This window comes from Peribacillus frigoritolerans, from assembly GCF_004358755.1.
GTDB lineage: Bacteria > Bacillota > Bacilli > Bacillales > Bacillaceae > Bacillus_P.
In genome coordinates, this window is the sequence record NZ_SMZY01000011.1 from 1 (window position 1) to 24,738 (window position 24,738).

At 35.6% G+C, this 24,738-nt stretch carries 18 protein-coding genes and 2 pseudogenes; 17 read left to right on the forward strand and 3 right to left on the reverse strand.

Features of this window, described 5'->3' with window-relative positions; all coding sequences use genetic code 11:
- Nucleotides 1-20: 20 nt before the first annotated feature.
- Entirely contained in the window at nt 21-2,756 is a 2,736-nt protein-coding gene (locus tag E2R53_RS22600; RefSeq protein WP_165971073.1) for a S8 family serine peptidase, read from the forward strand.
- Between the two features lie 750 nt (nt 2,757-3,506).
- Here the strand turns inward: E2R53_RS22600 and E2R53_RS22605 are convergent.
- Nucleotides 3,507-3,719: pseudogene (locus E2R53_RS22605) on the reverse strand (Rrf2 family transcriptional regulator); the annotation flags it as partial.
- Nucleotides 3,720-3,895: 176 nt separating this feature from the next.
- Here E2R53_RS22605 and E2R53_RS22610 point away from each other — a divergent pair.
- The 4 genes and pseudogenes from E2R53_RS22610 to asnB all read left to right on the forward strand — a co-directional run bounded on the left by E2R53_RS22610 (nt 3,896) and on the right by asnB (nt 9,893).
- Nucleotides 3,896-4,333 carry a carboxymuconolactone decarboxylase family protein gene (locus E2R53_RS22610; RefSeq protein ID WP_133313910.1) on the forward strand — a complete coding sequence of 146 codons (438 nt, stop codon included), beginning with the start codon at nt 3,896-3,898 and terminating at the stop codon, nt 4,331-4,333.
- 558 nt (nt 4,334-4,891) lie between these two features.
- Complete coding sequence (locus E2R53_RS22615; RefSeq protein ID WP_286166392.1) at nt 4,892-5,749, forward strand: M15 family metallopeptidase; 858 nt, start codon at nt 4,892-4,894, stop codon at nt 5,747-5,749.
- A 334-nt stretch (nt 5,750-6,083) separates the two neighbouring features.
- A pseudogene (gene msrA, locus E2R53_RS22620) lies at nt 6,084-6,611 on the forward strand (peptide-methionine (S)-S-oxide reductase MsrA); the annotation flags it as partial.
- Between the two features lie 1,398 nt (nt 6,612-8,009).
- Entirely contained in the window at nt 8,010-9,893 is a 1,884-nt protein-coding gene (gene asnB, locus E2R53_RS22625; RefSeq protein ID WP_133313912.1) for an asparagine synthase (glutamine-hydrolyzing), read from the forward strand.
- A 408-nt stretch (nt 9,894-10,301) separates the two neighbouring features.
- Here asnB and E2R53_RS22630 read toward each other — a convergent pair whose 3' ends face one another.
- A complete protein-coding gene (locus tag E2R53_RS22630; protein WP_133313913.1) occupies nt 10,302-10,805 on the reverse strand; it encodes an RrF2 family transcriptional regulator in 504 nt (167 codons plus the stop codon).
- Nucleotides 10,806-11,012: 207 nt separating this feature from the next.
- On the opposite strand from E2R53_RS22630, the gene E2R53_RS22635 reads away from it, so the two are divergent.
- The 10 genes from E2R53_RS22635 to E2R53_RS22680 all read left to right on the forward strand — a co-directional run bounded on the left by E2R53_RS22635 (nt 11,013) and on the right by E2R53_RS22680 (nt 20,433).
- Nucleotides 11,013-11,663 carry an FMN-dependent NADH-azoreductase gene (locus tag E2R53_RS22635; RefSeq protein WP_133313914.1) on the forward strand — a complete coding sequence of 217 codons (651 nt, stop codon included), beginning with the start codon at nt 11,013-11,015 and terminating at the stop codon, nt 11,661-11,663.
- 84 nt (nt 11,664-11,747) lie between these two features.
- Entirely contained in the window at nt 11,748-12,182 is a 435-nt protein-coding gene (locus tag E2R53_RS22640) for a carboxymuconolactone decarboxylase family protein (RefSeq protein ID WP_286166393.1), read from the forward strand.
- Between the two features lie 618 nt (nt 12,183-12,800).
- Complete coding sequence (locus E2R53_RS22645; protein ID WP_133313915.1) at nt 12,801-14,318, forward strand: spore germination protein; 1,518 nt, start codon at nt 12,801-12,803, stop codon at nt 14,316-14,318.
- Nucleotides 14,308-15,387 carry a Ger(x)C family spore germination protein gene (locus E2R53_RS22650; protein ID WP_133313916.1) on the forward strand — a complete coding sequence of 360 codons (1,080 nt, stop codon included), beginning with the start codon at nt 14,308-14,310 and terminating at the stop codon, nt 15,385-15,387. The genes E2R53_RS22645 and E2R53_RS22650 overlap by 11 nt, the downstream gene beginning before the upstream one ends.
- The gene (locus E2R53_RS22655) at nt 15,387-16,484 is read left to right on the forward strand and encodes a GerAB/ArcD/ProY family transporter (RefSeq protein WP_133313917.1); all 1,098 of its coding nucleotides are present in this window, start codon (nt 15,387-15,389) and stop codon (nt 16,482-16,484) included. Before E2R53_RS22650 ends, E2R53_RS22655 begins: the two co-directional genes overlap by 1 nt.
- 103 nt (nt 16,485-16,587) lie before the next feature.
- Nucleotides 16,588-17,142: a TetR/AcrR family transcriptional regulator gene (locus E2R53_RS22660; protein ID WP_133313918.1), complete on the forward strand. Its 555-nt coding sequence runs from the start codon at nt 16,588-16,590 to the stop codon at nt 17,140-17,142.
- A gap of 353 nt (nt 17,143-17,495) precedes the next feature.
- Nucleotides 17,496-18,647: a peptide-methionine (S)-S-oxide reductase MsrA gene (msrA, locus tag E2R53_RS22665; protein WP_133313919.1), complete on the forward strand. Its 1,152-nt coding sequence runs from the start codon at nt 17,496-17,498 to the stop codon at nt 18,645-18,647.
- 78 nt (nt 18,648-18,725) lie between these two features.
- Nucleotides 18,726-19,172 carry a peptide-methionine (R)-S-oxide reductase MsrB gene (gene msrB / locus E2R53_RS22670; protein WP_165971074.1) on the forward strand — a complete coding sequence of 149 codons (447 nt, stop codon included), beginning with the start codon at nt 18,726-18,728 and terminating at the stop codon, nt 19,170-19,172.
- A gap of 64 nt (nt 19,173-19,236) precedes the next feature.
- A complete protein-coding gene (locus tag E2R53_RS22675; protein ID WP_286166395.1) occupies nt 19,237-19,743 on the forward strand; it encodes a DinB family protein in 507 nt (168 codons plus the stop codon).
- 51 nt (nt 19,744-19,794) lie between these two features.
- Entirely contained in the window at nt 19,795-20,433 is a 639-nt protein-coding gene (locus tag E2R53_RS22680; RefSeq protein WP_133313922.1) for a TVP38/TMEM64 family protein, read from the forward strand.
- Between the two features lie 458 nt (nt 20,434-20,891).
- Here the strand turns inward: E2R53_RS22680 and E2R53_RS22685 are convergent, their stop codons facing one another.
- The gene (locus E2R53_RS22685) at nt 20,892-21,851 is read right to left on the reverse strand and encodes a DUF3231 family protein (RefSeq protein WP_133313923.1); all 960 of its coding nucleotides are present in this window, start codon (nt 21,849-21,851) and stop codon (nt 20,892-20,894) included.
- 427 nt (nt 21,852-22,278) lie between these two features.
- Here E2R53_RS22685 and E2R53_RS22690 point away from each other — a divergent pair, with 427 nt between their 5' ends.
- The gene (locus tag E2R53_RS22690; protein ID WP_286166396.1) at nt 22,279-23,442 is read left to right on the forward strand and encodes an MFS transporter; all 1,164 of its coding nucleotides are present in this window, start codon (nt 22,279-22,281) and stop codon (nt 23,440-23,442) included.
- 1,089 nt (nt 23,443-24,531) lie between these two features.
- On the forward strand, nt 24,532-24,738 hold a 207-nt coding region (locus E2R53_RS22695; RefSeq protein WP_133313925.1), incomplete at its 3' end, for a hypothetical protein.

Genomic DNA, 24,738 nt, shown 5'->3' on the forward strand with positions numbered 1-24,738 from the left:
ACACCTTCAATTGGCTGGACTTGGTTGGGGATAGTCCTGCTCCAATTGATTTACATGGACATGGTACACATGTGACAGGGACCATGGTTGGTTATGACCCGGAAACAGGCACGCGTACCGGAGTGGCACCAGGGGCACGCTGGATTGCAGTTAACGCATTTTCAGAAAACGGCGCGCTGGATACAGACTTGCTAAAAGCAGGAGAATGGCTTCTCGCCCCACGGGATGAAAAGGGAACTCCTCATCCTGAGATGGCACCGGACATTATTAATAACTCATGGAGTAGCAGTTCTACCTTGAATGAATGGTTTCGATCGGTTGTGAAGGCATGGGTGGCTGCCGATATTACACCGGTTTTTGCCGCAGGGAACCACAGTGAATGGACGCCCGTCGGGCCAGGTTCTATAACCAATCCAGCTAATTACCCTGAAACCATTGCAGTTGGCTCAACGGATTCAGCCAACCGAATCTCATGGTTTTCCTTAAGGGGGCCTTCTCCGTATGGCGGCAGTGAAATAAAGCCGGATTTGGTTGCACCGGGGGAAGCGATTCTTTCAACCCTCCCAAATAACGAATACGGGTTGTCATCGGGGACCTCCATGGCTGCACCACATGTGTCAGGCGCCATTGCCATCTTAAAGCAAATGCAGCCAAACATGCCGATCGACAAGCTGAAAGAAACCTTATATGCCGGATTGATTCCGTTATCCGATTCAAAATATCCATCTTCCCCAAATGACGCCTATGGGAGAGGGATTCTTGACCTAACAGGTATGGTTAAGAGCGGTTCTAACGGCGTCGGCAGTCTAGCAGGAACAGTAGGCTATAAAGCTGTCGATAAAAAGAAACCAGCAGCCAGCCATGAGCCTCTTCCCTATGCTTATGCGAATGCGCCTTTAAAACTCTCTGTACAAGCCTCTGACGATTTTGCCGTTTCCGCGGTGGAACTTCATTACCAAATCGACAGAGCACCCGCGCAAACATCAACAGGCACACTTTTTCAAGGCACCTTTAAAAGCGGTTCCTATTCAAGTGAACTCCCTTTAGAACAAGTAAGGGGGAAAGAAATGACGTATTACTGGAAAATTACGGACTATGCCGGAAACAGTACGAAAACCGTCCCTGTTCGCCTACCCCTGAAGAAAGGGCTGTCGGTCGGGTATGCAACAGACTTTGAAACAACACCTGTCGGGTGGTCCAGTACCGGTAGAAGCAGTTCGTGGAATTGGGGGAAGGTCATGGTGCATTACCTGAATGCACCTTCTGGGACCAATGTGTACGCGACCACGAACGATGACTGGAGAAAAAATCTCGAAAATGGTCTCGATTACTGGAGTTATAACAATAACGAGGAATCCATGCTAACTATGCCTCCGATCCAGGTCAAGGAAGGACAAGCGATATTCCTTAACTTTAAACAGACCTTTGGATTTCCGTTTTTGGTAGGGGCGGATGATTACGGCCAAGTGCTCGTTTCTGAAGACATGAAGAACTGGCATGTGGCGAAAACAAACGAAGGGCATTTAGAGACAAAATGGGAAGCCGTTTCGGTCGACTTGTCTTCCTTCTCAGGGAAAACGATATATGTAGCTTACCGCCTCCATTCAGACAGTGTGAAAACAAATTTAGGGTGGTACTTAGATGATGTGGCCATAGAAGCCAAGCCTTCCGGCGACGTCTATCAACCCTCCCAATCAACGACTGCATTTGAATCATTAGAGGAGGCTGCAAGGCTGGAAGGCACCCATGAAAAACAAGTTCTCATCCCACTTACCGCGCACATACAGATTGTTGAAAATGGTAGGCTTTTAGCGACCGATCCAACGGATGGCAGCTTTCGCATGAAGCTGCCAGCAGATGAATACCACCTACAAGCCGAGGCCTATGGCTTTAAGCAAAAGATTCAAATGGCGAGAGTAACGAAAGATGCATCGACCAACGTAGATATACAGTTATCCCCATTAGAAAAAGGCATCGTCAAGGGAACAGTCAAGAACAGCGAATCCAAAAAAACGATTAAGGGAGCCACGGTGAAACTCATTGAAGACGCCGCTGTCGCCCCGGTAAAAACAGGTGCAAACGGCAAATACTCGCTTAACCCTTTTATAGGAACATATACGCTTGAAGTAAGTGCCCCCTATTTTCATACCTACCGGGAACGGGTAGAAATTAAGGGCAATACCATTCGTTCAATCGATATACAGTTAAAACCTTATATCGGTACAGAAGGTGAAATCATCAGTTATGATGATGGCTCAGCTGAAAGTGTCTATGCGGTCACTGGACTAGACGAGGCCGCATTAAAAATGTCATTGAAGGATGGACAGGAACAAGCATTACTGACTGCCGGCCTATTTTATATCGACCCACGCTGGTATACCCCAGGCGGGAAAAATTTTCAAGTGGATGTATATGATGCGACTGGGCCTGAAGGAGGGCCTGGAAAGAAATTAACGGAATCCATTCCTGCAAAATCGGATGTCGTTCCTGGCTGGGTCAGAGTAGATCTTAGCCCTTACTCCATTTACGTACCGAAGGAATATTTCCTTGTATTCAGCACTCAAGCTCCGTCTCCAAATGTGCCGACCCTTGGTTATGATAACAGCTCGTTCACAGACCGCTTATGGTGGAAATCCAGAGAGCCGTGGTATAAAGTAACTGGTGGTGGTGCTAATCCAATGGATGGAGTTGGTCCTGCAGCAATAGGTGCGGGTAATCCGATGATTCGCTCTGTCGTTTCCTATGAAACCAAATAAAAATCTCTCACGCCCTATTCCGGTTATTGCCGGATTAGGGGACAGCAATCCCTGCAAGCATGGCTATGATTTCAAAATAACGGCAAAAATGTAGAATCCTGAAGCAGCAAACAGGACGGTACCGTCAACATCTCGATTAAATTGAAGAATGGATTGAATACGTTAAACGCACCAGCCTTGGAAAAAGAAAGAAGTACAGATCTATCTTCTCCGGTCAACATCTTTAGATTAGAAGAATCCTAAGTTTACCATAGATATTATAAAAGGCCATTTAGAAGAAGGTTAGAAGCAGAAGTGGATTAAAAAGGTGCTGTCCATCATCGAGATGTACTGAAAAAAATGAACAATACTATTATCGTAGTGGCGACTGATAAAGCTGGAAACATGTAGTGAAAAACAATTCATGTAGATTGTTGTACATTTTGATATTTATTAAGTCAAAGAAAAAGTTATAGTTTGATTTGGGACAGTTCACATATTTAAGTATAGGTGAACTGTCTCTTTAATTAGAGAAAAGATTGTTAGTTTTAGAATATTTGAACGATTTTATTATCTATTTTTCTATCAACGAAGTTCATAGGAATCCTTGAAATATAATAAAAAAGGGATTTAATAAAAAATTGTAAATTATTTCGAATGTATATTATATGAGTTTAATTTTAAAATGAATTTACAGAAATCTTAGGGGTATATGGTAGATTTGGAATTTAGTTAATTAGACCATTTTATGGATATTTAAGTAATGTAAACGGGATATTTCTCTAATCTATAACTGCCCATTGTATTTGGTACAGTGCTAACAATACCTGCTTTTGAAAGTTTACCGAGGAGTTTTGAAAGGTATGTCTCATAGACACCTTTAAACATGGAGAGTTCTTTAATACCTTTACTTGAATCAGGAGGTATATCAATCAAATAAACAAGGCAATGAAGACTGTACTATACTCCAACACTATGTTGCATATCTGAAATGCCTCCATTACATGACATATATTACATAAGTATCTCTTAGAAGTATTATTTTTTATGTCAAACTTACAAAAAATACCTTTGACAACACCGCCATAAGGAGATTATTTTTAAGATTAAGTTAATCGTCGATTTCACTTATCTTTAATTATTTTTTAGGAGGTTAATAAATGGAACAACGAATTGATTATTACGAAGTAGCACCAGAAGCACTTAAATTAATGTTGGAAATGGAGAAGTATACGAAAACTACAGGTATAGATCGTAAACTTCGTGAGCTTATTAAAATTCGTGCAACTCAAATTAACGGCTGTGCATATTGTTTAAAGATGCATACAGAAGATGCTAGCAAAATGGGAGAAACAGAACAACGTTTAGATTCTATTAGTGCTTGGAAAGACTGCACATTTTACACAAATGCAGAAAAATTAGCTTTAGAGTTAACTGAACATGTGACATTGATTCCGAATAAGCGTGTACCAGATGAATTATATAACCGCCTGCGTAAACACTACAGTGAAAAAGAATATGTGGACCTTGTACTAATAATTAATCAAATTAACAGTTGGAATAGAATTTCTATTGCAATGGGGAATATAGCAACTTAAATATAACTATTCTGAACTTGCTGCAAGGGCCCTAAGAAATCCTAAACGATACTGATAACATTTAATCGGTGGCGGTAGCTTTATTTTTCTTTATTATGGGAACTTTATACGGACGATATTTGTATGATCATATATTAATCGAGGTACGGAACCAAAAAACATCTTAAGGTCGGTTGTTTGAGAGTGAAACTTCCCTACTAGTAAGTAATTTTAAAAAATGTTCCTGAATTTCCAGTTAGAAAATTATCGAAAGGTGTGATTGGGAAGTTTAACAAATATTTTTGAATTACACTTATGATTGCATGGTAAGCATCATTTACTCTTTGATATTACTTAGATAGAACCGTCAAAAATTCACCATTAACTTACCTTCTAGTTAGTAAGTTAATGATAATAATAAGAATAGATAAAATATCTTTAAATTCGGCAAGGATGCGAGCGACGGCTATGTACTGGAAATTAACATGGAGAAACGCTCGTGGCAATATCGAACTAGTAACGTACACGATTTAAGAATTAGATGGAAGACGATAAAACAAACTAAAGGATGATTGTGTTTTGAGGAAATATGTTCTATCTTCAGTGATTTTTGGAACAGTGCTAATCCTTTCTGGATGCAAACCGGTTGACTGGGCTGAAAAACAATGGAATGCCTTTTTTAATGTTGAAACAGCTCAAGAAGAGAAATGGAAAGAAATCCTGTACGATCAACCGACACCCAACCCAGATGAATCAAAAGAGGAGCCATCTAAAGAGAAGCCGTCTAAAGAGGAGCCAACTCAGAAAGACCTCCCTTGGCTAGAAGAAACAGTGACAGTCTCAGCCGATGGAAAGGCAGTCGTTCAAAATCTGGATGATTTATTAATCGTTGCGAATAAGGAAAGAAACTTACCGAAAGATTATGAGCCAACCGATTTAGTTACACCAGATGTACCGTTTCCATTTAAAGAGGACCTGCCAAAGAAAAAAATGAGAAAAGAAGCAGCACTTTCATTAGAAGTGTTGTTTAAGGTGGCTGAAGATAAGGGTTTAGAACTTCTTGCTCAATCCGGTTACCGCTCGTATGATACTCAAGATTCTATTTTTGCTTTTAACGCTGAACAAAAAGGGGAAGAAATAGCCAATAAAACCAGTTCAAAACCTGGACAGAGTGAACATCAGACAGGCCTTTCCATGGATGTAACATCACCAGAAGTTAATTATGAACTTACTGAGGCATTCGGAGATACAAAAGAAGGTAAATGGCTAGCTGAGAATGCACATAAATATGGTTTTATCATACGTTATCTAAAAGGGAAAGAAGATATTACAGGTTATAACTATGAACCATGGCATTTAAGATACGTTGGTGTTGAACATGCTAATAAAATCCACCAACTGGGCATCACCCTTGAAGAATATTTACAAAAACCATAGTTTAGTTTAGGGCAGTTGTTATGACTGCCCTTCTTAATGTTTGAATAAATTGACTATTCACGGCCTTTTATGTACTTCAATATCTATTTTGTAAATATGTATATTTGAGAATTAATGGCAAACAATAGAAATTATATTGGTCAAAAGGAAGGTACTTGAATGGAGCGCTTTCTTACAAAAGGATACAAATATAGATTTTGTTAATCTAAATAATACGAACCATTTGGAGAAAAGCAAAAAACACCAAAAGAAATTTAGGATGAGGTCTCTTCAGCACCCTTACACATTATTGGGGGGTGTCTTTCTATTAATTACTAATTGGGGGTATATATTTATGTCAAAAAATTATGAATTAGCTACTTTTGCTGGTGGATGTTTTTGGTGTATGGTTCAACCGTTTGATGAGTTACCTGGCATTATAAAAGTAGTTTCTGGTTATACAGGGGGGCATAAGGACAATCCATCCTATGATGAAGTATGCTCTAATACAACTGGCCACTATGAGGCAGTCCAAATCACATACGATCCGAACATTTTTCCGTATGATAAGCTGTTAGAGCTTTTTTGGCAGCAAATTGATCCGACTGATGCACATGGTCAGTTTAATGATCGAGGGGAGTCCTATAAAACAGCTATCTTCTATCATAATAAGGTGCAAAAACATTTGGCAGAAGAATCTAAGCAAAAATTAGAAAATAGTAAAAAATTTCAAAAGCCAATTGTAACAGAAATTAAAGAAGCATCTGTGTTTTATCCTGCAGAAGAAGATCATCAACACTATTATAAAAAACATTCCTTCCACTATAATAATTACAAAGAAGGTTCTGGAAGAGCACAATTTATTCGGGAAAATTGGAATGATTGATATGACAATTGTAAATATCACAGAACAAAACTTTACAAGTGAAACAAATAATGGATTGTTTCTCGCGGACTTCAATTAAACCCTAGTATTGGTGGGGCTCAATAGGGTTGATGGGGTATCTTTTTTAAAATGGGTATATCAGGCTATTCCAAATGGAACCACTGTATTAATTGTATAGTATTTCCATCTAGAGAAGACAAGCTGTCTTCTCTTATTTTTATCTATGTGTAACTCCGTTTCTCTGACCCAGTTGTAAAAATTAGGGAGGGAATTAAACCTCATCATTCTTGAAATATAAATGTACAAATAAAGTAATCTAAAACAAATCAGTGAAATAAAGTCATGTTTTTAGTATAGGGTTTAGCTATTTAAAGGTTTAAATACCATGCTTTATCAAACTGTTGAAATATGTAATCAAGTAACAAATCATCTAGAATAAAGAGCGAAGAAAGGGGGAATTTTTATTAACTCAGTCGTAAAAGCTGAGATAGGAAATGAAATTGCTTTTTCAGAGTTACTCAAAAAACATAAACGGCTACTTATTAAAGTTGCTTATAAAGATTCACAGATCCAATAAAACCATTTATGAAGTGAACAATTAGATAAACTACTTAACGACATGTTCTAGGGGACGAAGGATTTTACGTTTTAACCTTAATTAATCAAGTTTTAAAAGAAAAAAAGAAATATCTTTAATCTCATGCAACAATTCGACAATATCTGTGGTTATATGTAATGCGAAGGAGGGTGGTTTATGGACGATGGTAAGATTATTAAAAGGCTAAATGAACTTAAAAATAGCTATAATAACCTTAGTAATTTTTCTAATCCCAAAAATATTTCGAAAAAAATATTAAAAAGCAACTACCGGAATATCCAAAAGAAAAAGTACAAGAGATTTGGAATATTCTCATTTTCAGCACTGGTAATCATGATGTATTTGTATATATTTTTTTTAATTATTCGAATTTTAAATGCCGTCATTTGTATGAGATCGTCTCAAACGGATGATATGAATCTACTATTACCACATTTGTATTTTCTTTTATTCTATTAAATATCCATTTTATGTCTATATTATCCATTCTAATGCGATCATTATTGCCATGAATCGCGTAAGTTGTTCCCATAGTATCGTTAACATCAAGACCCAACCAGCCACTGTTACTTATTATTATTTTTTTCATGAGGAATATTATTGAAAAATATCCTTAATTAACGATTCTCAGTTTAAGTATTTTTGGTGCCCTTCCTACTATGGTAGGCAGCTTCAACATATCATTTAGAGTATTCTTTTTGCGTACTGATGATATAAGTTTAGAAACTAACATTTACAGATAACGGATAATTTAAAGCGACCTAGAGTTGCTTTTAGTTTTTGTAGGAGGAAATAGAATGTGTGGGTTTATAGGATATATAGTCAGTGATTCAAAAATAGCTACAACTAATGAGATTCAACATTTGGAGAATATGACAGAGATTATCAGTCACAGGGGACCAAATGATAGTGGGTATTTTGTTGATAATTATGTTCGTTTTGGATTTAGACGTTTAAGTATTATTGACATAGAAGGTGGAAATCAACCACTTTCCTATGAAAATGAAAGATATTGGATAATTTTTAATGGAGAAATTTATAACTATATCGAGCTTCGAGAAGAATTACAGGAATTAGGTTACGATTTTAAAACTCAATCAGATACAGAGGTGGTTATTTCCTTATTTAGCCATAAACGAGAAGAATCTTTCAAAGATTTGAGAGGAATGTTTAGTTTCTTAATATGGGATAAACACAAAAAAGAACTTTTTGGAGCAAGAGATCACTTTGGTATAAAACCCTTCTTCTATTTAAATGACGGTTCTTCACTATATTGTGCATCTGAAATGAAAAGTATAACCTACATGAAAAATACACCAGAAATAAACGCTGAAAGTCTTCATCATTATTTAACTTATCAGTTTGTACCTGAGCCTTTTACAATGAATAAAAATATAAAGAAATTGCAACCAGGTCACTACTTTATTAAAAAACAGGGTAAACCAATGGAAATCAAGACATTCTGGCAGCCAAGTTTCCATCCTGAAAATATTTCATTAAGTACCGCTAAAAAAGAAATTCAGAATGTACTTCGCGATTCAGTGAAAAAGCATATGCGTGCAGATGTACCTGTTGGAGCCTTCTTATCAGGTGGAATTGATTCAAGTTCAATTGTTGCATTAGCTAGTGAATTCCACCCAAATTTAAAGACATTTACAGTCGGTTTTGAAAGGGAAGGATTTAGTGAAATTGATTTAGCTATTCTAACTGCTGAAGAATTAAACGTAGAACACATTCATTATTTAGTTCAACCTGAAGATTTTTTGAAAGAATTACCGAAAATTATTTGGCAAATGGATGAACCTGTGGCAGATCCTGCTGCTGTCCCACTATATTTCGTGGCACGGGAAGCAAGCAAACATGTCAAAGTTGTATTATCGGGGGAAGGTGCAGATGAATTGTTCGGAGGATACAACATTTATCATGAACCTAATTCATTACGTCATCTTACTTCACTTCCAAGTGTATTAGTAAATGGCCTAACTGCATTAGCGAAAATTTTTCCTGAAGGGGTAAAAGGGAAAAACTATATTGAACGTGGTTCAATGAGTTTGGAAGAGCGATATATTGGGAATGCAAAAATGTTTAGTGAACTTGAAAAAAGAAGTCTTCTGACAAATTACAACAAATTGATTAATTATCAGGATGTTACTAGACCTCTCTATAATAAATCGGAAAACTATCATGATGTACACAAGATGCAATTTATTGATTTGCACACATGGTTACGAGGGGACATTTTAGTAAAAGCAGATAAAATGACTATGGCTCATTCATTAGAATTGCGTGTCCCTTTTCTAGATAAAGAAGTGTTCGAGGTTGCATCAAGGTTGCATCCGAATTTAACAGTTACTAATGGGACTACTAAATATGCCTTAAGGGAAGCGATGAAAGGCATAGTTCCAGATAGTGTGCTTAAACGCCGTAAACTTGGTTTTCCTGTCCCAATAAGACACTGGCTAAAAAATGAAATGTTTGATTGGGCACGAGAATTAATTATCTCAAGTGATACAAATCATCTGTTAAATAAGACTATTATACTTAAGATGCTTGAAGATCACTGCCAAGATAAAGCTGATTACAGCCGAAAGTTATGGACTATATTAATATTTATGCTTTGGCATCAAATTTATATAGAAAAAGTTATTAAAATATCTGATAGCAAGGAATTGGTGAAATAAATCTATATATCGTTTTTATGTTGAGAAATAAGTAGAATAAAGCTATGTTCAATGGGTCTCTACTTTACCTTATGTATTTAATATCCTTAATTTTTTTGAGGAAATCCGTATCTTTCAGTGATATGAAGCCGGGGGTTCTTGTTTTCTTCAAAACGTATAAATGTGATGGGAATATATGTATATAAGAAATGGTAAGTTATAGGGTCGCAAATAAGTACAGGCATTGCTATTGCTGTTATGCCAGTGCTCTTCTTTTCCACACCTTAATTTAAAAAAGCTGAAGACAATCTTCAGCTTTTTTTTGATGGCTCTCCCTATTATTAAGGTCTTAATCTCCTCAAGTAACAGAAATGCGTACCGCTAAATCTCTCTGTAAATTCCTTAAAAGCATTTTAAAACATATTTATATTACCTTTTACTCTTTGAAAAATATGCACTAGTATCCTTCCGTATTTGTTTAGGTAAAGCTCGATCTAGCTCTTCATTCAGCCATGATAATGTCTTTTTACGTAAAAAATTCCGCATACTTTCTTCTGCCTCGAGCATAACTAAGTTAATTGTGCAAAAGGAAGGACCTGAAGAACAGGCAGAACATTCTTTATCTCGATACAGATAGCCATTATTAATTATGTTTTTGCATTGAAATATGGGCTTCTCCCCTTCAACTGCTTCAACTACATCCCAAAAAGAAATTTCTTCTGGTGACTTCGCTAATCTATAACCACCCTTTACACCTGGTACTGAACTTACGATACCTGCCTTAGCTAATTTGCCGAAAATCTTTGAGAGATATGTCTCTGAAATCCCTTGAAAGTCAGAAAGCTCCTTAATTCCGATACTTGAATCTGGTGGAATATCAATTAAATAAACAAGGCAATGCAGGCCATATTCAACTCCAACACTATACTGCATGTTAACACCTGCTTCCTAGTCTAAATAGTAATTAATATAATCTTAGGAGTATTGAATTCCAATGTCAAACAGTTCCTTTCTAAGCACATCCATACTTTGGGTTTGACGAAAGTGAATCAAACGTGTATATTATCGATATAGTTAATCGTCGATTAAATAAGTCGACAATAAGTATTCAACTATTTACTTTAAAGGAGAGAATTATTAATGGATAAAATGCTTATAATTAATGCTCATCCGAATGTTGATTCAACATCTTCTTTTAGCTTGCAGGTATTCAACCATTTCTTGAAGGTTTATAAGGAACTAAAAAACCCAACGGAGAAAATTGAAAAAATTAATCTTTACAGTGTAGATGTACCCTCAGTAGACCAGACTGTTTTAAGTGCTTGGGGAAAGCTAGCAAAAGGTGAACAGATTACCGATGAAGAGCAAAGAATAACTGAGCGCATGACTAAGATATTACATCAATTTAAAAGCGCAAATAAGTATGTCATCGTTATGCCAATGCATAACTTCAACATACCGTCAAAGCTAAAAGATTATATGGATAACATTCTTATTGCTCGCGAGACTTTTAAATACACGGAAAATGGATCAGTGGGTTTATTAAAAGATGGCCGAAGCATACTCGTTATACAAGCAAGCGGAGCAGTGTACACAAATAACGATTGGTATACTGAAGTTGAATACTCTCATAAATATCTGAAATCAATGTTCAACTTCATGGGACTTGAAGATTATCAAATAATTAGGGTCCAAGGGACAGCTGTGCTGAATCACGATGAGATTTTAGAAAAAGCATACAAAGAAGCTGAAGAAGCTGCCACGCATTTATCGCAAAATTATAAACATTAGATTAACTAGCGACAAATTTGCGCTATTTTTTCAGATAAGAAACTAATTCATAAAAACACATTATATATTTAGGAGGTCATTAGAGTGGAAAGAATTGATTATTATAATGTAGCACCAGAAGCAATTAAAATTTTAATGGAAATGGAGAAATATACCAAAACTTCAGGAATTGACCGTAATCTTCGTGAACTTATAAAAATTAGGGCATCTCAAATAAATGGCTGTGCATACTGTATTAACATGCATACAGCTGATGCTAGAAAAATGGGGGAAACAGAGCAGCGCTTATACTGTATCAGTGCTTGGCAAGAATGTACGTTTTACTCAGATGCAGAAAAGGTTGCTCTAGAGCTGACTGAACATGTGACTTTGATTTCGAATATGCGTGTTCCTGATGAACTATATAATCGTGTACGGGAACATTTCAATGAAAAGGAATATGTAAATCTTGTTATTTTAATCAATCAAATTAATAACTGGAACAGGATTTCTATTTCTATGGGAAATGTTGCGAATTAAACAAATTAAATAACTATTGTCCTTAGAGATAATGTAATATTAAACCGGCGCACATCCCAGAATATGGATTGCGCTTTTTTATGTAATACCTTATTGAGAAACTTGCTTAAAGACAGAGATTTTGCGAATTCCAGTTATCATTCCTCAATAAAAATGTCATATTCTTCAGTTTCTAAACAAATACTTTTTCCTTCTGAATTTTCTTTTATCTTTTAAACCGATGAGTAACTCGAATACCTCCATTGTTACATAGACGTGATCATTTTATTTGCATACTACTAGAGATAAGACAGTTGGGGTGAACTATATTTCAATTAGTTATAAAACTTCAATTAGATTAAAAAATCATTAAAGAAGAAAAAAACAAATAATAAGCTTAACAAAGTGGAATAATAATTTAAGGAAAATAAAAATATAGTTTACTTTTGGAGAATTTTCTATGTACTTGTAATAACTTTTAATGACAATCACCTTAATGCTACATTTGCTTTGATAAAAGATAAGAATGTTCCAGCTAAAAGCATGTCACACCAAGAATTAAGAATCTAAAGTAGTTTGAATACATTTTTTGATAGTAAGTATGATAAATGCCGACACTATATAGGGAGAAACATATGGATGTTTAAGAAAAAAAATGATCAGAAGCCCATAGTAAACAACAATACATTTAATGATGTGATGACTTGTGCTAGAAAATCCAATGACTTTACAGAAATAAAAAAACATGTATTAGGATCCGTGATATTCATATATTACTTTAATACATTAATTAACGGTGAGACAATGCAGCGAGTCTTGCTTCCATATATTACTGAATACGAAAAGAATCAAGATTCATTTCTAGATATAGGTAAATTCCAAAACAATCTACCTCTTGAGGATGTAGTTAAAACTAATGATGTAAAAGAAATTGAAGATAAGATTCATAATGGCTACGTATTGATTAAGTTTGATAATACATTAGATGAATGTCTTTTAATAAATATAAGTAATTTATCTAAAGGTGCTAGGCAATTTAATGATTCAGAAAATGAGTTTAGTGTTATTGGACCTAAAGTGGGCTTTGTTGAAAATTTAGATACTAATATTAATATTCTGCGCAGAAAAGTAAAATCACCATTACTTGTTACTGAAGAATTAGTTCTTGGCACAATGTCCAAAACAAGAATCATGATTGTCTATCTAGATGGAGTAACTAATAAAAAACACGTTGAAACGGCCAGAAAAAGACTAAATGAAATAGACTTTGATATTGTCTGGGATACGACGGCTTTAGATCAAATAATTAGTGATAATTCTAATACTCCTTTTCCTCTTTATTTATCTACAGAGAGGTTAGATAGAATTGCTTATGCTCTTACTGTTGGTCAGGTAGTTATATTCAGTGATGGCTCGCCTTACGCAATTTCAGGACCTTCTACAATACTCGACTTTTTTGTCTCGTCAGAAGATTATTATTATAACTGGGTTATTGGTTCATTCTTCCGCTTAATTCGTATACTTTGTATCTTCTTTTCGATATTTTCTTCATCGCTCTATGTTTCGGTAGTAACTTTTCATTACGAAATAATACCAGTGGATTTATTAGGGCCAATAATTGAGTCCAGAGTAAATGTACCGTTTCCACCTTTATTGGAAGTGATTTTTTTAGAAGTAACAATCGAACTATTGAGAGAGGCAGGAGCTCGTTTACCTACAAAGATAGGACAAACATTGGGGATTGTGGGAGGTATTGTAATTGGACAAGCAGCAGTTATGGCATCACTAACGAGTAATATCTTGTTAATAATTGTAGCCCTGTCAGCTCTAGCTTCATTCACGACACCAACTGTAACTATGTCTAACACCATTCGATTATTAAGATTTCCATTCATTGTTATGTCATCCATTCTAGGTGGGTTGGGTATTATGTTAGGTATTATATTAATGCTATGTCATTTGTTTAAATTAAAGTCTTTTGATACCCCTTACATGGTTCCTTTATATCCATTTCGAATCAAAAGTTTTAACGACAGTTTTATTAGATCATCTTATGAAAAATTAAACTTAAGGGCTGATTTTTTAAAAACTGAAAAAAAATTAAAATATATTCCTAAAAAGAGGAATGAAAAAAGGGAGGATATAAATGACGAATAACACATTAATTAGAATTGGTTGTGTTGTTCTATTTTTTTTCCTATCGGGATGTATACCCAAAAGTATTGTTGATGAGGTTTCATTAATGCATTATGTTGGATTCGATAGAGAAAATAGCATGTTAAAGGGAGTTGTTGTGTATCCTAATTATGCTCAGAAAAATAATTCTTCCTTAATTACGGCAAATGCTAGGAACCCATCTAGTTTGAAAATGGAGCTCGGTCATAAATCTCAATATAATGTCGAAATGGGCCAAGTGAGGGTAATTATTTTCGGGGATGAACTTAGTAGATATGGTTTATCACAAATGTTAGACGCAATCTGCAAAGATCCAAAGTATGGCATTGCAAGGATTGCAATTTCAAGTGGCTCTTCAAAGGATGTCCTTGAAAAAACACTTAATGAGAGTCCACTCTACTTAATAGATTTACTTGACAAAAGTATGGGGAATGAAGGAATTCCAAATACTGACCTTCATACAATGTATGATCAATTTTTTGGCAGCGGGATAGATATGTACTTTCCAAACCTTAATTTAGATTCTGATGGAAAGATTATAGTTGATGGGATGGCGATTTTTAAGAAGAATAAATTGCAATATAAGATATCCGATAAAGAGGCATTATTATTGAAGTTACTGACCGATAAAAACAAAAGAGGCACATACGATTTTAATCTAAACAAAAATGATCATAATACCAATATTGGAGTAGAGACTCTCTATGGAAAACATAAAACAAATATTATTAATGAAAATCATGAAGAAAAGGTAAAAATAAACCTTGTTCTAAATATAGAACTTGAAGGATTACCCGATTGGGTTGTTCTGAAAAAAGAAAATGATTATACATCACTTAAATATAGCTTACAGAAATCAATTTCAAGCGAAGCTGAATCACTTCTTAGGACTTTCCAAGCAAATGAAGTGGATCCTGTTGGTTTAGGTAGAATACATAGGACTAAACATAAAAACTGGTCAGAGAATAATTTTTATGAAAATATATATCCTAAAATGACGTTCGAAGTTAATACAAAAGTTATAATTAGACAAGCTGGAGTTGGAAAATAGTGAACATTAAAGTAAAAGAACAATTTCAAGTTTCGACTTTCTTTACATTCTTTTTAATCCATGCTTCACAGACTGGTATTGGTATTTTAAGCTTCCAAAGCCAAATTAGTAAGGTTGCTCAACAGGATGCTTGGATTTCTCTAATTATATCTGGAGTTACAATTCATATAATACTCTTTATTATCTTTAAGCTGTTAGATGATAATAACAATGATTTGGTAGCTGTTAATTTACATTGTTTTGGAAAGAGAATAGGCAATTTAGTGTCTATTTTAGCACTAGTGTATTTTTGGTTAGCTACATTAACAGTTTTTCGAACTTACATCGAGGTAATTCAGATTTGGGTTTATCCTACAATAAAAACCTGGCAGCTTTGCATCATATTTGGAATTACGCTTTATTACTTAGTATCAAGTGGTTTTCGTATTTTAGCTGGTTTTAGTTTTTGGGGGGTGGTTATACCATCTTTCTTATTTGTCCTAATTTATTTCCCCATAAAACATATGAATCCTATTTATTTACAGCCGGTTTTCAGCCATTCTTTCGGGGAGCTGCTGCTTTCCGCCAAAGCTTCCACATTTTTATTTCTAGGTTTTGAATGGATTTTAATGTATTATCCTTTTATTAAAAATCCAAAGGGAATTTCTAAATGGGCGCATTTAGGAACTTTATATACTCTTATTGTTTATTTAATTATAACATTTGTATCATTTCTTTATTTTAATCAAGAGGTAATACAACAACTACCGTGGGCTACTCTGATGATGGTGAAAATCGTTCAATTTTCTTTCATGGAAAGGTTTGAGTATGTATTTATATTTATTTGGGTTTTCGTAATTATCCCTCCATTATGTATCTCATTATGGGCGTGTACAAGAATAGCAAAAAGAACTTTTTCAGTTCCTCCTAAAGTTTCACTTGGGCTTTTTCTCTTTATATTAATTATTACTTCAATAAACTTAAAGGAACTTAAAAGTATAGAAAAGCTTAGTAATTTTACGTCTGATGTAGGGTTCGGATTTATTTATGTTTATATTCCATTCCTTTTTATTGTAAAAACGATTATAGATACATTTTTTAAGAAAAGAGTGAGATAAGTTCTTATATAACATATTTAAATTGATTTTTTGAGGTAAGAAAATTAATTTCGCCTGAGGACTTTGACTTGACACTTACCTATTAGTAAGTTAATATTCGGATATGGAAAACAGAAAAAAACAAATCATTGATTTAGCAATAAAATTAGTTCAAAAAAAAGGATATGTAGGGTTCAGCTATGATGACATATCTAAACAACTTGGCGTAACCAAGGCAAGTATTCATTATCATTTTGAAAAGAAGGAGGATTTAGGAGTTGCCATTACCGAACATCTTGCGAAAAGCTTGCAAACCTTTTTATTGATTAATGCATCGGGTTCGGTGGAAGAGAAGCTAAAGAAGTTCATTCTACAGGCTGAACGGTTCGAATGTACTGAAATTTGTCCAATTTCTTCATTGCAGACGGATTTTAATTCTTTACCAGATATCGTACAAAAAAAAATTGAGGAAGTCAGCAGATTAGAACTCTCGATAATGAAAGAACTTGTTGCAGAGGCCCAAACTGAAAAAATCTTAAACGATACTGATGACATACAATCGGTGGCGGTAACTATATTATCTAGCATTAAGGGAGCATTATTATACCGACGTGCTTTGGGCGATGATATCCTAGCCGGAGTAATAGATCAAATAAACCTTAATTTAAGAAAATCTTAAGATCGGTTTTTGGGAGCGGAACTTACCTATTAGTTAGTAAGTTTTTTCAGTAATATAATTTAATTGAAAAATGGAGCGTGAACTTCATCATGCCTTGGCGTTTAAATAATATTGGAAATACATTATTACAGAATCAGGATCCGGTCGACTCTTGTTATTATGCAAGTGTAAGAAAAGGAGGTGAAAGCCACCAAAATCGCATACGGAATTATATAATTCGAGAAGAAAAAACCTGCTGTGTAATCAGGAATTATTCAGTTATGCTGAACGAATTGGACCGAAATTATTTTACCTGAGGATTTAGTGTTTGGTATTAGTAGCGTCCACGATTTCCGATAGGGAGTTGACTTTGAATGAAATTGAAAATAAGTGCATTATTTTTGATAGCAAGTGCACTAGTAGTACTTGCTGGATTTTCTTTCTACGGTTCGAATCAACAAGCCGAGATAGCGAAGGCTCAAAATACTTTAACTAGTGAAAATTCGAATTCGTATACTGGCACTGCTATTTTTGCTGGAGGCTGTTTCTGGCATATGGAAGAGGCATTCGAAATGCTTAAAGGGGTTGAGAGTGTATATACCGGTTACACGGGAGGGCACGTGAAAAATCCAACCTTTAATGAAGTCGGTTCCGGAGCTACGGGACATTTTGAAGCAGTAGAAGTTCATTATGACCCTAATGTTGTATCGTATGACGAGTTGCTTCAGACTTTCTGGCGTAATATCGATCCTACAGATGCAAGCGGTCAATTTGGTGATCGCGGGACCCCTTATGAATCCGGTATTTTTTTCACGAACAATGAACAAAAAGAGGCTGCCGAAGCATCTGTAAAAGAGTTAGAAGGTTCAAAGCGGTTTGAAAAACCGATTGTAACGAAAATCGATGCAGCAACAACTTTTTACAAAGCCGAGTCAGAACATCAAAATTATTATGAAAAAAGTCCGTTAAGCTACCAAATGAGTGAGCTTTTATCCGGGCGTGATGAATTTTTGGATGATGCTTGGGGGAAAGAACGCGAAGTGGAAATTAGTTACAAAAAAGCAACTAATAGCGACAAGCAAGCAACGTATAACGATTTTAACAAAGAAGAAAAGCTAAAGACGCTGACTAAACTCCAATTTAACGTAACTCAAAACGACATAGATGAGACGCCATTTAAAAACGAATATTGGGATAATGAAGCAGATGGTATTTACGTAGATATTGTTTCTGGCGAGCCTTTGTTCAGTTCCAAGGATAAATTTGATTCAGGTACAGGCTGGCCTAGTTTTACAAAGCCTATCGATGGAGGCTATGTTGTATTGAAAGAAGAAAGCGGGTTCCTTTCTTCGAGAACCACTGCAAGAAGCCTTAATGCTGATTCCTACTTGGGTGAGGTGTTTAGTGACGGACCGAAAACAATAGGACTACGGTACTGCATTAATTCAGCGGCTTTGAAGTTTATTCCAAAAGATAAACTTGAAGAAAGTGGATATGACGATTATTTAAAGCTGTTCAAAAAATAGTACCAGCAGTATCATTAACAGTTTCATGACAAAAAATATAATTGTAATCATTTGGATAATTTTAGAGGGGGTAGCGAATTGAAAACAAGTGACGATTTTAACAAAGAAGAAAAGCTCAAGGCGCTGACTAAACTACAATATAACGTAACTCAGAAGGGCGCAGATGAGTTGCCGTTTAAAAACGAATATTGGGACAATGAAGAAGAAGGTATTTACGTTGATATTCTTTCAGGTGAGCCTTTGTTTAGCTCCAAGGATAAATATGATGCAGGCACGGGCTGGCCTAGTTTTACAAAGCCTATAGATGGAAACAATGTTGTATTGAAAGAGGAAAGAGGATTCCTTTCTAGGAAAACCGTAGCTAAAAGCCGTAATGCTGATTCCTACCTGGGCGATGTGTTCGATGATGGGCCAAACCCTAACGAACAGCGGTTCTGCATTAATTCAGCGGCTATGAAGTTTATTCCGAAAAGCAAGCTTGAAGAAAATGGATATACCGATTATATGAAGTTATTTAAAAAATAGTACCTGCAATATTTTTTACTTTTTCATGATTAAATTATAACTGTAAACATGAGGAGATATAAAAATAAGAAGAGATTTTGTATATCACTTATATAATGTTGAACATGATAGATTTCTAGACCTGCTTTCAAAATGTTCTGAGGACAAGCGTATGGTAGTCCCTGAAGGTTTTAACACCAGCCTTTATTGGCATTTAGGGCATGTTCTTCGAGTTACTGAGTTTCATGTGTTTGATCTTGCAGCACAACCAAAAACCCTTCCGCAAAAGTACCATGAACTTTTCTTCTATGGAACGAAGGCAACAGAATGGAATGCAGAACAGCTTGAGCAGCTGCCTGATTGGGATACCATGATCGCTCTGATTAAAGAACAACGCGAACATATTTACAATACGTTGAAAAACAGACTGGATGAATCTGTACCAGAGAAAAAAGTTGAAAATTTTGGAGAGTTGATTCTTACGACTGCGGCGCATTTATCCAACCATAATGGTGTTGAGGCTGCAATGCTGCAAGTGCTGAAACAAAAAAAACATGCAATACAAAAACAGCAGTCAAAATACTATATTTGACTGCTTTATTTGAAAATAAACAATAGTAGAAAAGCATTTGAGGAGATTAGAATGAAACGACAATCATGGCTGATCAATTCATTATTGTGCATCGCAGTAGTAGTGGGGTTAGTGTGGTTTAATCATAATGTTTTGCATCTGGCTCCCGAAGAGATAAGGGGTTGGATTTTATCCTGTGGCTGGGCTGCTCCCGTATTGTTTATTCTTATTTACACAATACGTCCTTTGATCCTGTTCCCAGCCTCTATCATGTCGTTAGCAGGCGGATTGGCTTTTGGACCGGTTTGGGGCACCTTTTATACTGTCATTGGCGCCACGCTTGGCGCAGTGCTATCTTTTGGGTTAGCCCGAGTTTTAGGCGAAAACCTGTTTCGTGTAAGGTTGGAGAAATGGAGAAAGCTTGAAACACAATTATGGGAGAAGGGTTTTCTCTATATTTTGCTGCTTCGACTGATTCCCGTATTCCCCTTTGATCTAGTCAGCTACGCGGCAGGTATTTCGAAAGTGAAGTTTTGGGCATTTCTGTTCGGTACACTCTTGGGTATCATTCCTGGTACGTTTGCATATAATTTTCTCGGTTCCAGTTTTTTTCAAGGAAAGACGCTATACGTGATCATTGCAGCAGCCGTGTTTATCCTTGTCACACTGATTCCTTTATTTCTTAAAAAACGAATGGTTAAAGATTCATAAACGGAAAGAAAGCTTACTTTGAAAAGCTATGAAATTGTTGGCGGTGGATCGGTAGGACTAACCGTAAGGGTTCATTGATAGAAAAAGAACCTGAATCTGGAGGAGACTGATGCATACCGGGTGTGTTCCTTCCAAAGCACTGATTACCGCGGCAAAGGAGCTCCATTTGGCAAAGAAAGCTGCAGTACATTTGGTTTGGAGCTAAAAGGGAAAGCCGATTACTATGAAGCTTTCTAAAGAGTCCAGGGAGCCAAAGCTGCCATTCAACATCACGACAGCTCGGAACGGTTTCGCTCAATGGGGGTGGACGTGTATCACGGACACGGTCAATTCCGGGACACGCATCATATCAAATTAATGGTAACGAAGTTTTATGGTAAACGAATTGTCATTGCTACAGATTCCAGGCCTGATATTTCCCCTAGTCGATGGTTTGCAAGACGTAGATGCCACCGTTTCTATTTATGTGACCAATTAGACACTGGTGGTTCATTAAACCAATTTTTCCTTATTAATAACTTCAGCCCTTTCTCTGAGTAGTCTTCAACCAACTTGATTAGTTCCTTTAAAGAATCTATATGATCCTTTTTATAACTGGATACCACTGCATTTTGTAGATTGCTTATACCAACTGGATTTAGGAACATTATTAAGTTTGCCATTAATTTATCTGAAAAAGGTGATTTCTTTACTTTATTAACGTGAGCCTCTAGTCCAGTTGTAGTTGGAATTCCATTTTCTCTATAGATATCGGATAAAGAGGCTGATTGATAAAATGCTAACTTTTTCCCTTCTAGTATAAATTTCTTTGTGTCCATATCCTCTACGACTTCAGAAAAACCGATACAAAGAGCAACCCCAACATTGTTACATTGAAGGGAACTGAACATATTTGCCAATTCTACCGCATTAAGTGGCCGTCGCTGAGTTGATGCAACTTTGAATAGTTTACCATCTCTTTCATCTGCTTTTTTGTAAGAGAAGGAATTATTTTGTAATAAATCTTTTTCATCAAGTAATTTTAATAAAGAAAAATCTAATTGAATTACATCATTGAGCAGTTTTTTATAAAAATTTTTTACTTTATAATCTGTTAATTCAACATATTGAACAGCTAGCGCTCGCAATCCATTACTCGTTATATGCTTTAAGATTTCTATAATTAATTGGTCAGAAAATAGCTTTGCTGTTGAACTATATATATCATCTTCACTGAAGAACGGTGTATCTTTATAACCTTCTTCAGACAATAATTGAGTTGCCTCTTGTTCTTGATATGTAGAAATTTTATACATTTCATTTAAAATATTCTTTAAATCAGTATCCTCTGAAGTTTCAATAAGATATTTTATTAATAAATTGATCATGTTTGAACTAGATTTTAAGTACCAAAGGGAACCTAATTCATTTACGTTCATTTTTATACCCCCTAAAGATCCAATTTCTTTTTATAGTTTGTCAATAAAATTTTTGATTATTCATGAATCAGTAATTCTTTCTAAATACATGAAAATCGTTGGATGCGGGCTGGGGCGTCGTACATTGAAGGTATTAAAAAAATCACTGAAACTTCATCTGACAAAGAATCAACATTTGGGATTATTACTATACCTAAGTGTTCTAGTCGATGATGTATTCGTTGTTATACTAAACCAAATAAACCGGTTCTTAAAAACTCGTGAGAACCTGTTATTTCAAAAACTTATCTACTAGTAAGTGAGAAATCTGATAATGAGTATAAGTTTAATGTGCAGTTAAAATGTTTAAATCTTCGTTCCATTATCGTAAAAAATCAGTGTATCTATAATTTGATTATGGAAAGCAGGGATTACTGTAATGAAAAGAATGTTATTGGTTTCTCTTTTGATGTCGAGTGGGGCTACCTTTATTACTCCATTATTTCCTTTGTATAGTGAGACTTATCAAATGAACAGTTTGCAAATCACGATTTTGTTTGCCATTTATGCTGCTTTCCTGTTGCCGACTTTGCTTGTCACTGGAAACGAAGGTAGCACTTGGGGATTAAAGAGGGTTGTTCGCAGCAGCATATGGATTTCTATCATATCTACCTTATTCTTCCTGGGAAGCATAGATGACTGGATGCTCTATGTCGCCAGGTTACTGGAGGGTATTGCATACGGAGCCTTTACAGGTACAGCTGTTGCTTTTCTCATGAAACTAACTCCTCCAAATAAAGTGAGTACAGCTATCAAGTTATCGGGAGTCACGATTCTCGTTGGTTTTGGTCTGGGACCAGCTATCGCAGGGTTAATCTTGCAATATTTACAGCTTCAGCCACTTCGATTGCCATTTGGGATTCTGCTCGTCCTGCTCATTATTACGCTCATCATCCTGGAAACAATTCCAAAAGATGTTGTTTCCCTTGAGCAAACACGTGTAAAAACGAAGATATCACTTGGTGTACCTAGCAATATTCGTTCTCATTTTTGGTCAATGGTCGGATTGCCTATCTTTACTGTTTTCACAATACAAGGAATAGCGTTTTCCCTTATTCCTACTTTCGTCAAAAATGTCATTCATACTTCTAACCTCTCCGTTTCTGGATTGATCATTTTCGTGCTTCTCAGTGGAGCGGCTTTAGCTCAATTCATACCTTGGCCGAGTCATCCAGTTACACGTATCCGATTTGGCACCCTGCTTCTTGCAATCGGGTCATGGGTTATTGTTTCTTCTGGTCTTACATCAAGTTTGGCATTACTCTGGACAGGCATTATCATCCAGGCTATCGGCGGCGGATGGACTTTTCAAATTGCGTTACGATTTGCCGGACAGTTACCGGAACCAGAAGCGCGGCCACGAGTCATTTCGGCTTTTTATTTTTGCGCATATTCTGGATTTATCGTTCCGGTTATTGGAGTCGGAGCGCTTACTCAATTTTTCAATTTAAACTTTTCGCTGATCGTGCTAAACTTGGTTGCGGCACTCATTGTTGTTTATGTGCTGATGTATTCCGTCAAATTTAATCGCGATTTTTCGGTAAGTGAGTGATTCGTCACTGGTGTGTCTAAAGCAACTTTATATGTGGAAATTAAAAGAAACGTGCAAACAACCTAGAATTTTTGTTGCTTATAATGATGACTCAACTATATTTTTACTATAATGAACTTCAAAAAAATCTATGCGAGAGCTGCTGAGGGCAGCTCTTTTTTATGTGTACTTAAACTATGGAGGTCCTTTAGAAAAGGTGCTATTATTACAGCTTTTCGCATTTTCCAATCTTCAACAATCGGGACAATCCCAATTTAGGGTGTCACAATGTCTTTCACACTTATTCCATTCGTGTTTCTACTATTATATAGTTGTAACGCTTCTTCTCTGTTCTTTTTTGGTTGTGAAGGACGACCCATGTGTTTACCTATCGATTTTGCTCTATCTCTGCCTTCAGTTGTTCAACAATTCCTTATCATTTAGTTTTCATAATAAAGAATTATTAACAAGCAAATATATTTTAAAAGAGCAGTGAGAACTGCTCTTTTCGGTAATTGAAAGTCTGATGTCAGCTGCTGTTAAGATGTTCCATTACAAATATAGTTGTTTAAGAACGCTGTTAAGGGATAAAAAAACACATCGTTAGCAATAGTAAAAAGCTTATTTCTTATATGGACTGATCATCCTTTATTATCCATTTATATTCTTGATTGATACGATCAAAAATGTTGTATTGTTAACATTTCAGAATACTAATACTATTGTGACTAGTAGTTTATAAATTCTAAAGAAGGGATTTGAATCAAGTTATAAACCATTAAGTAGATTTAACTAATTTAATATTGAGAGGAGTTCACATCATCTTAGATCCTGTCTCTCTCTCTTCAAGATTTCCTTATGCTATTTTGTTAATTGGGACAAACAGGTTGATTATGAGAATGAAAGATATTAAAAGACAGCGATGTTTTACAAATTAGGAATTGATTTATTCAGTAATCTTTGAACTAAGAGGCCGTTAATTTTTTATTAAAACAGATATTTCTAGACAAATAACTAGCTAGAAAAAGAAGAAAGTGAATGATTTGTATTTTCAGAATTTATAGTAATTTTGAATGATGTGTTTACAACGTTTATACAAGGAGGATTCAAATGAAAGGGTTAAAAAGGAGAAAACGGAATTTAGTAGCTATTTTAATGATTTTTCTTTTATTAGGAACCATCTTTCCTGTAAAAGGCGGTGCGGTTCAAAACGGAGGATCGAATCCAACCCCAATGGAAGGGAAGATGGACCCGAAGGTCATACAGGCCTTTGAAAAAAACAAGTACACGAATGTGATTGTCGAGTTAAAAAAACAA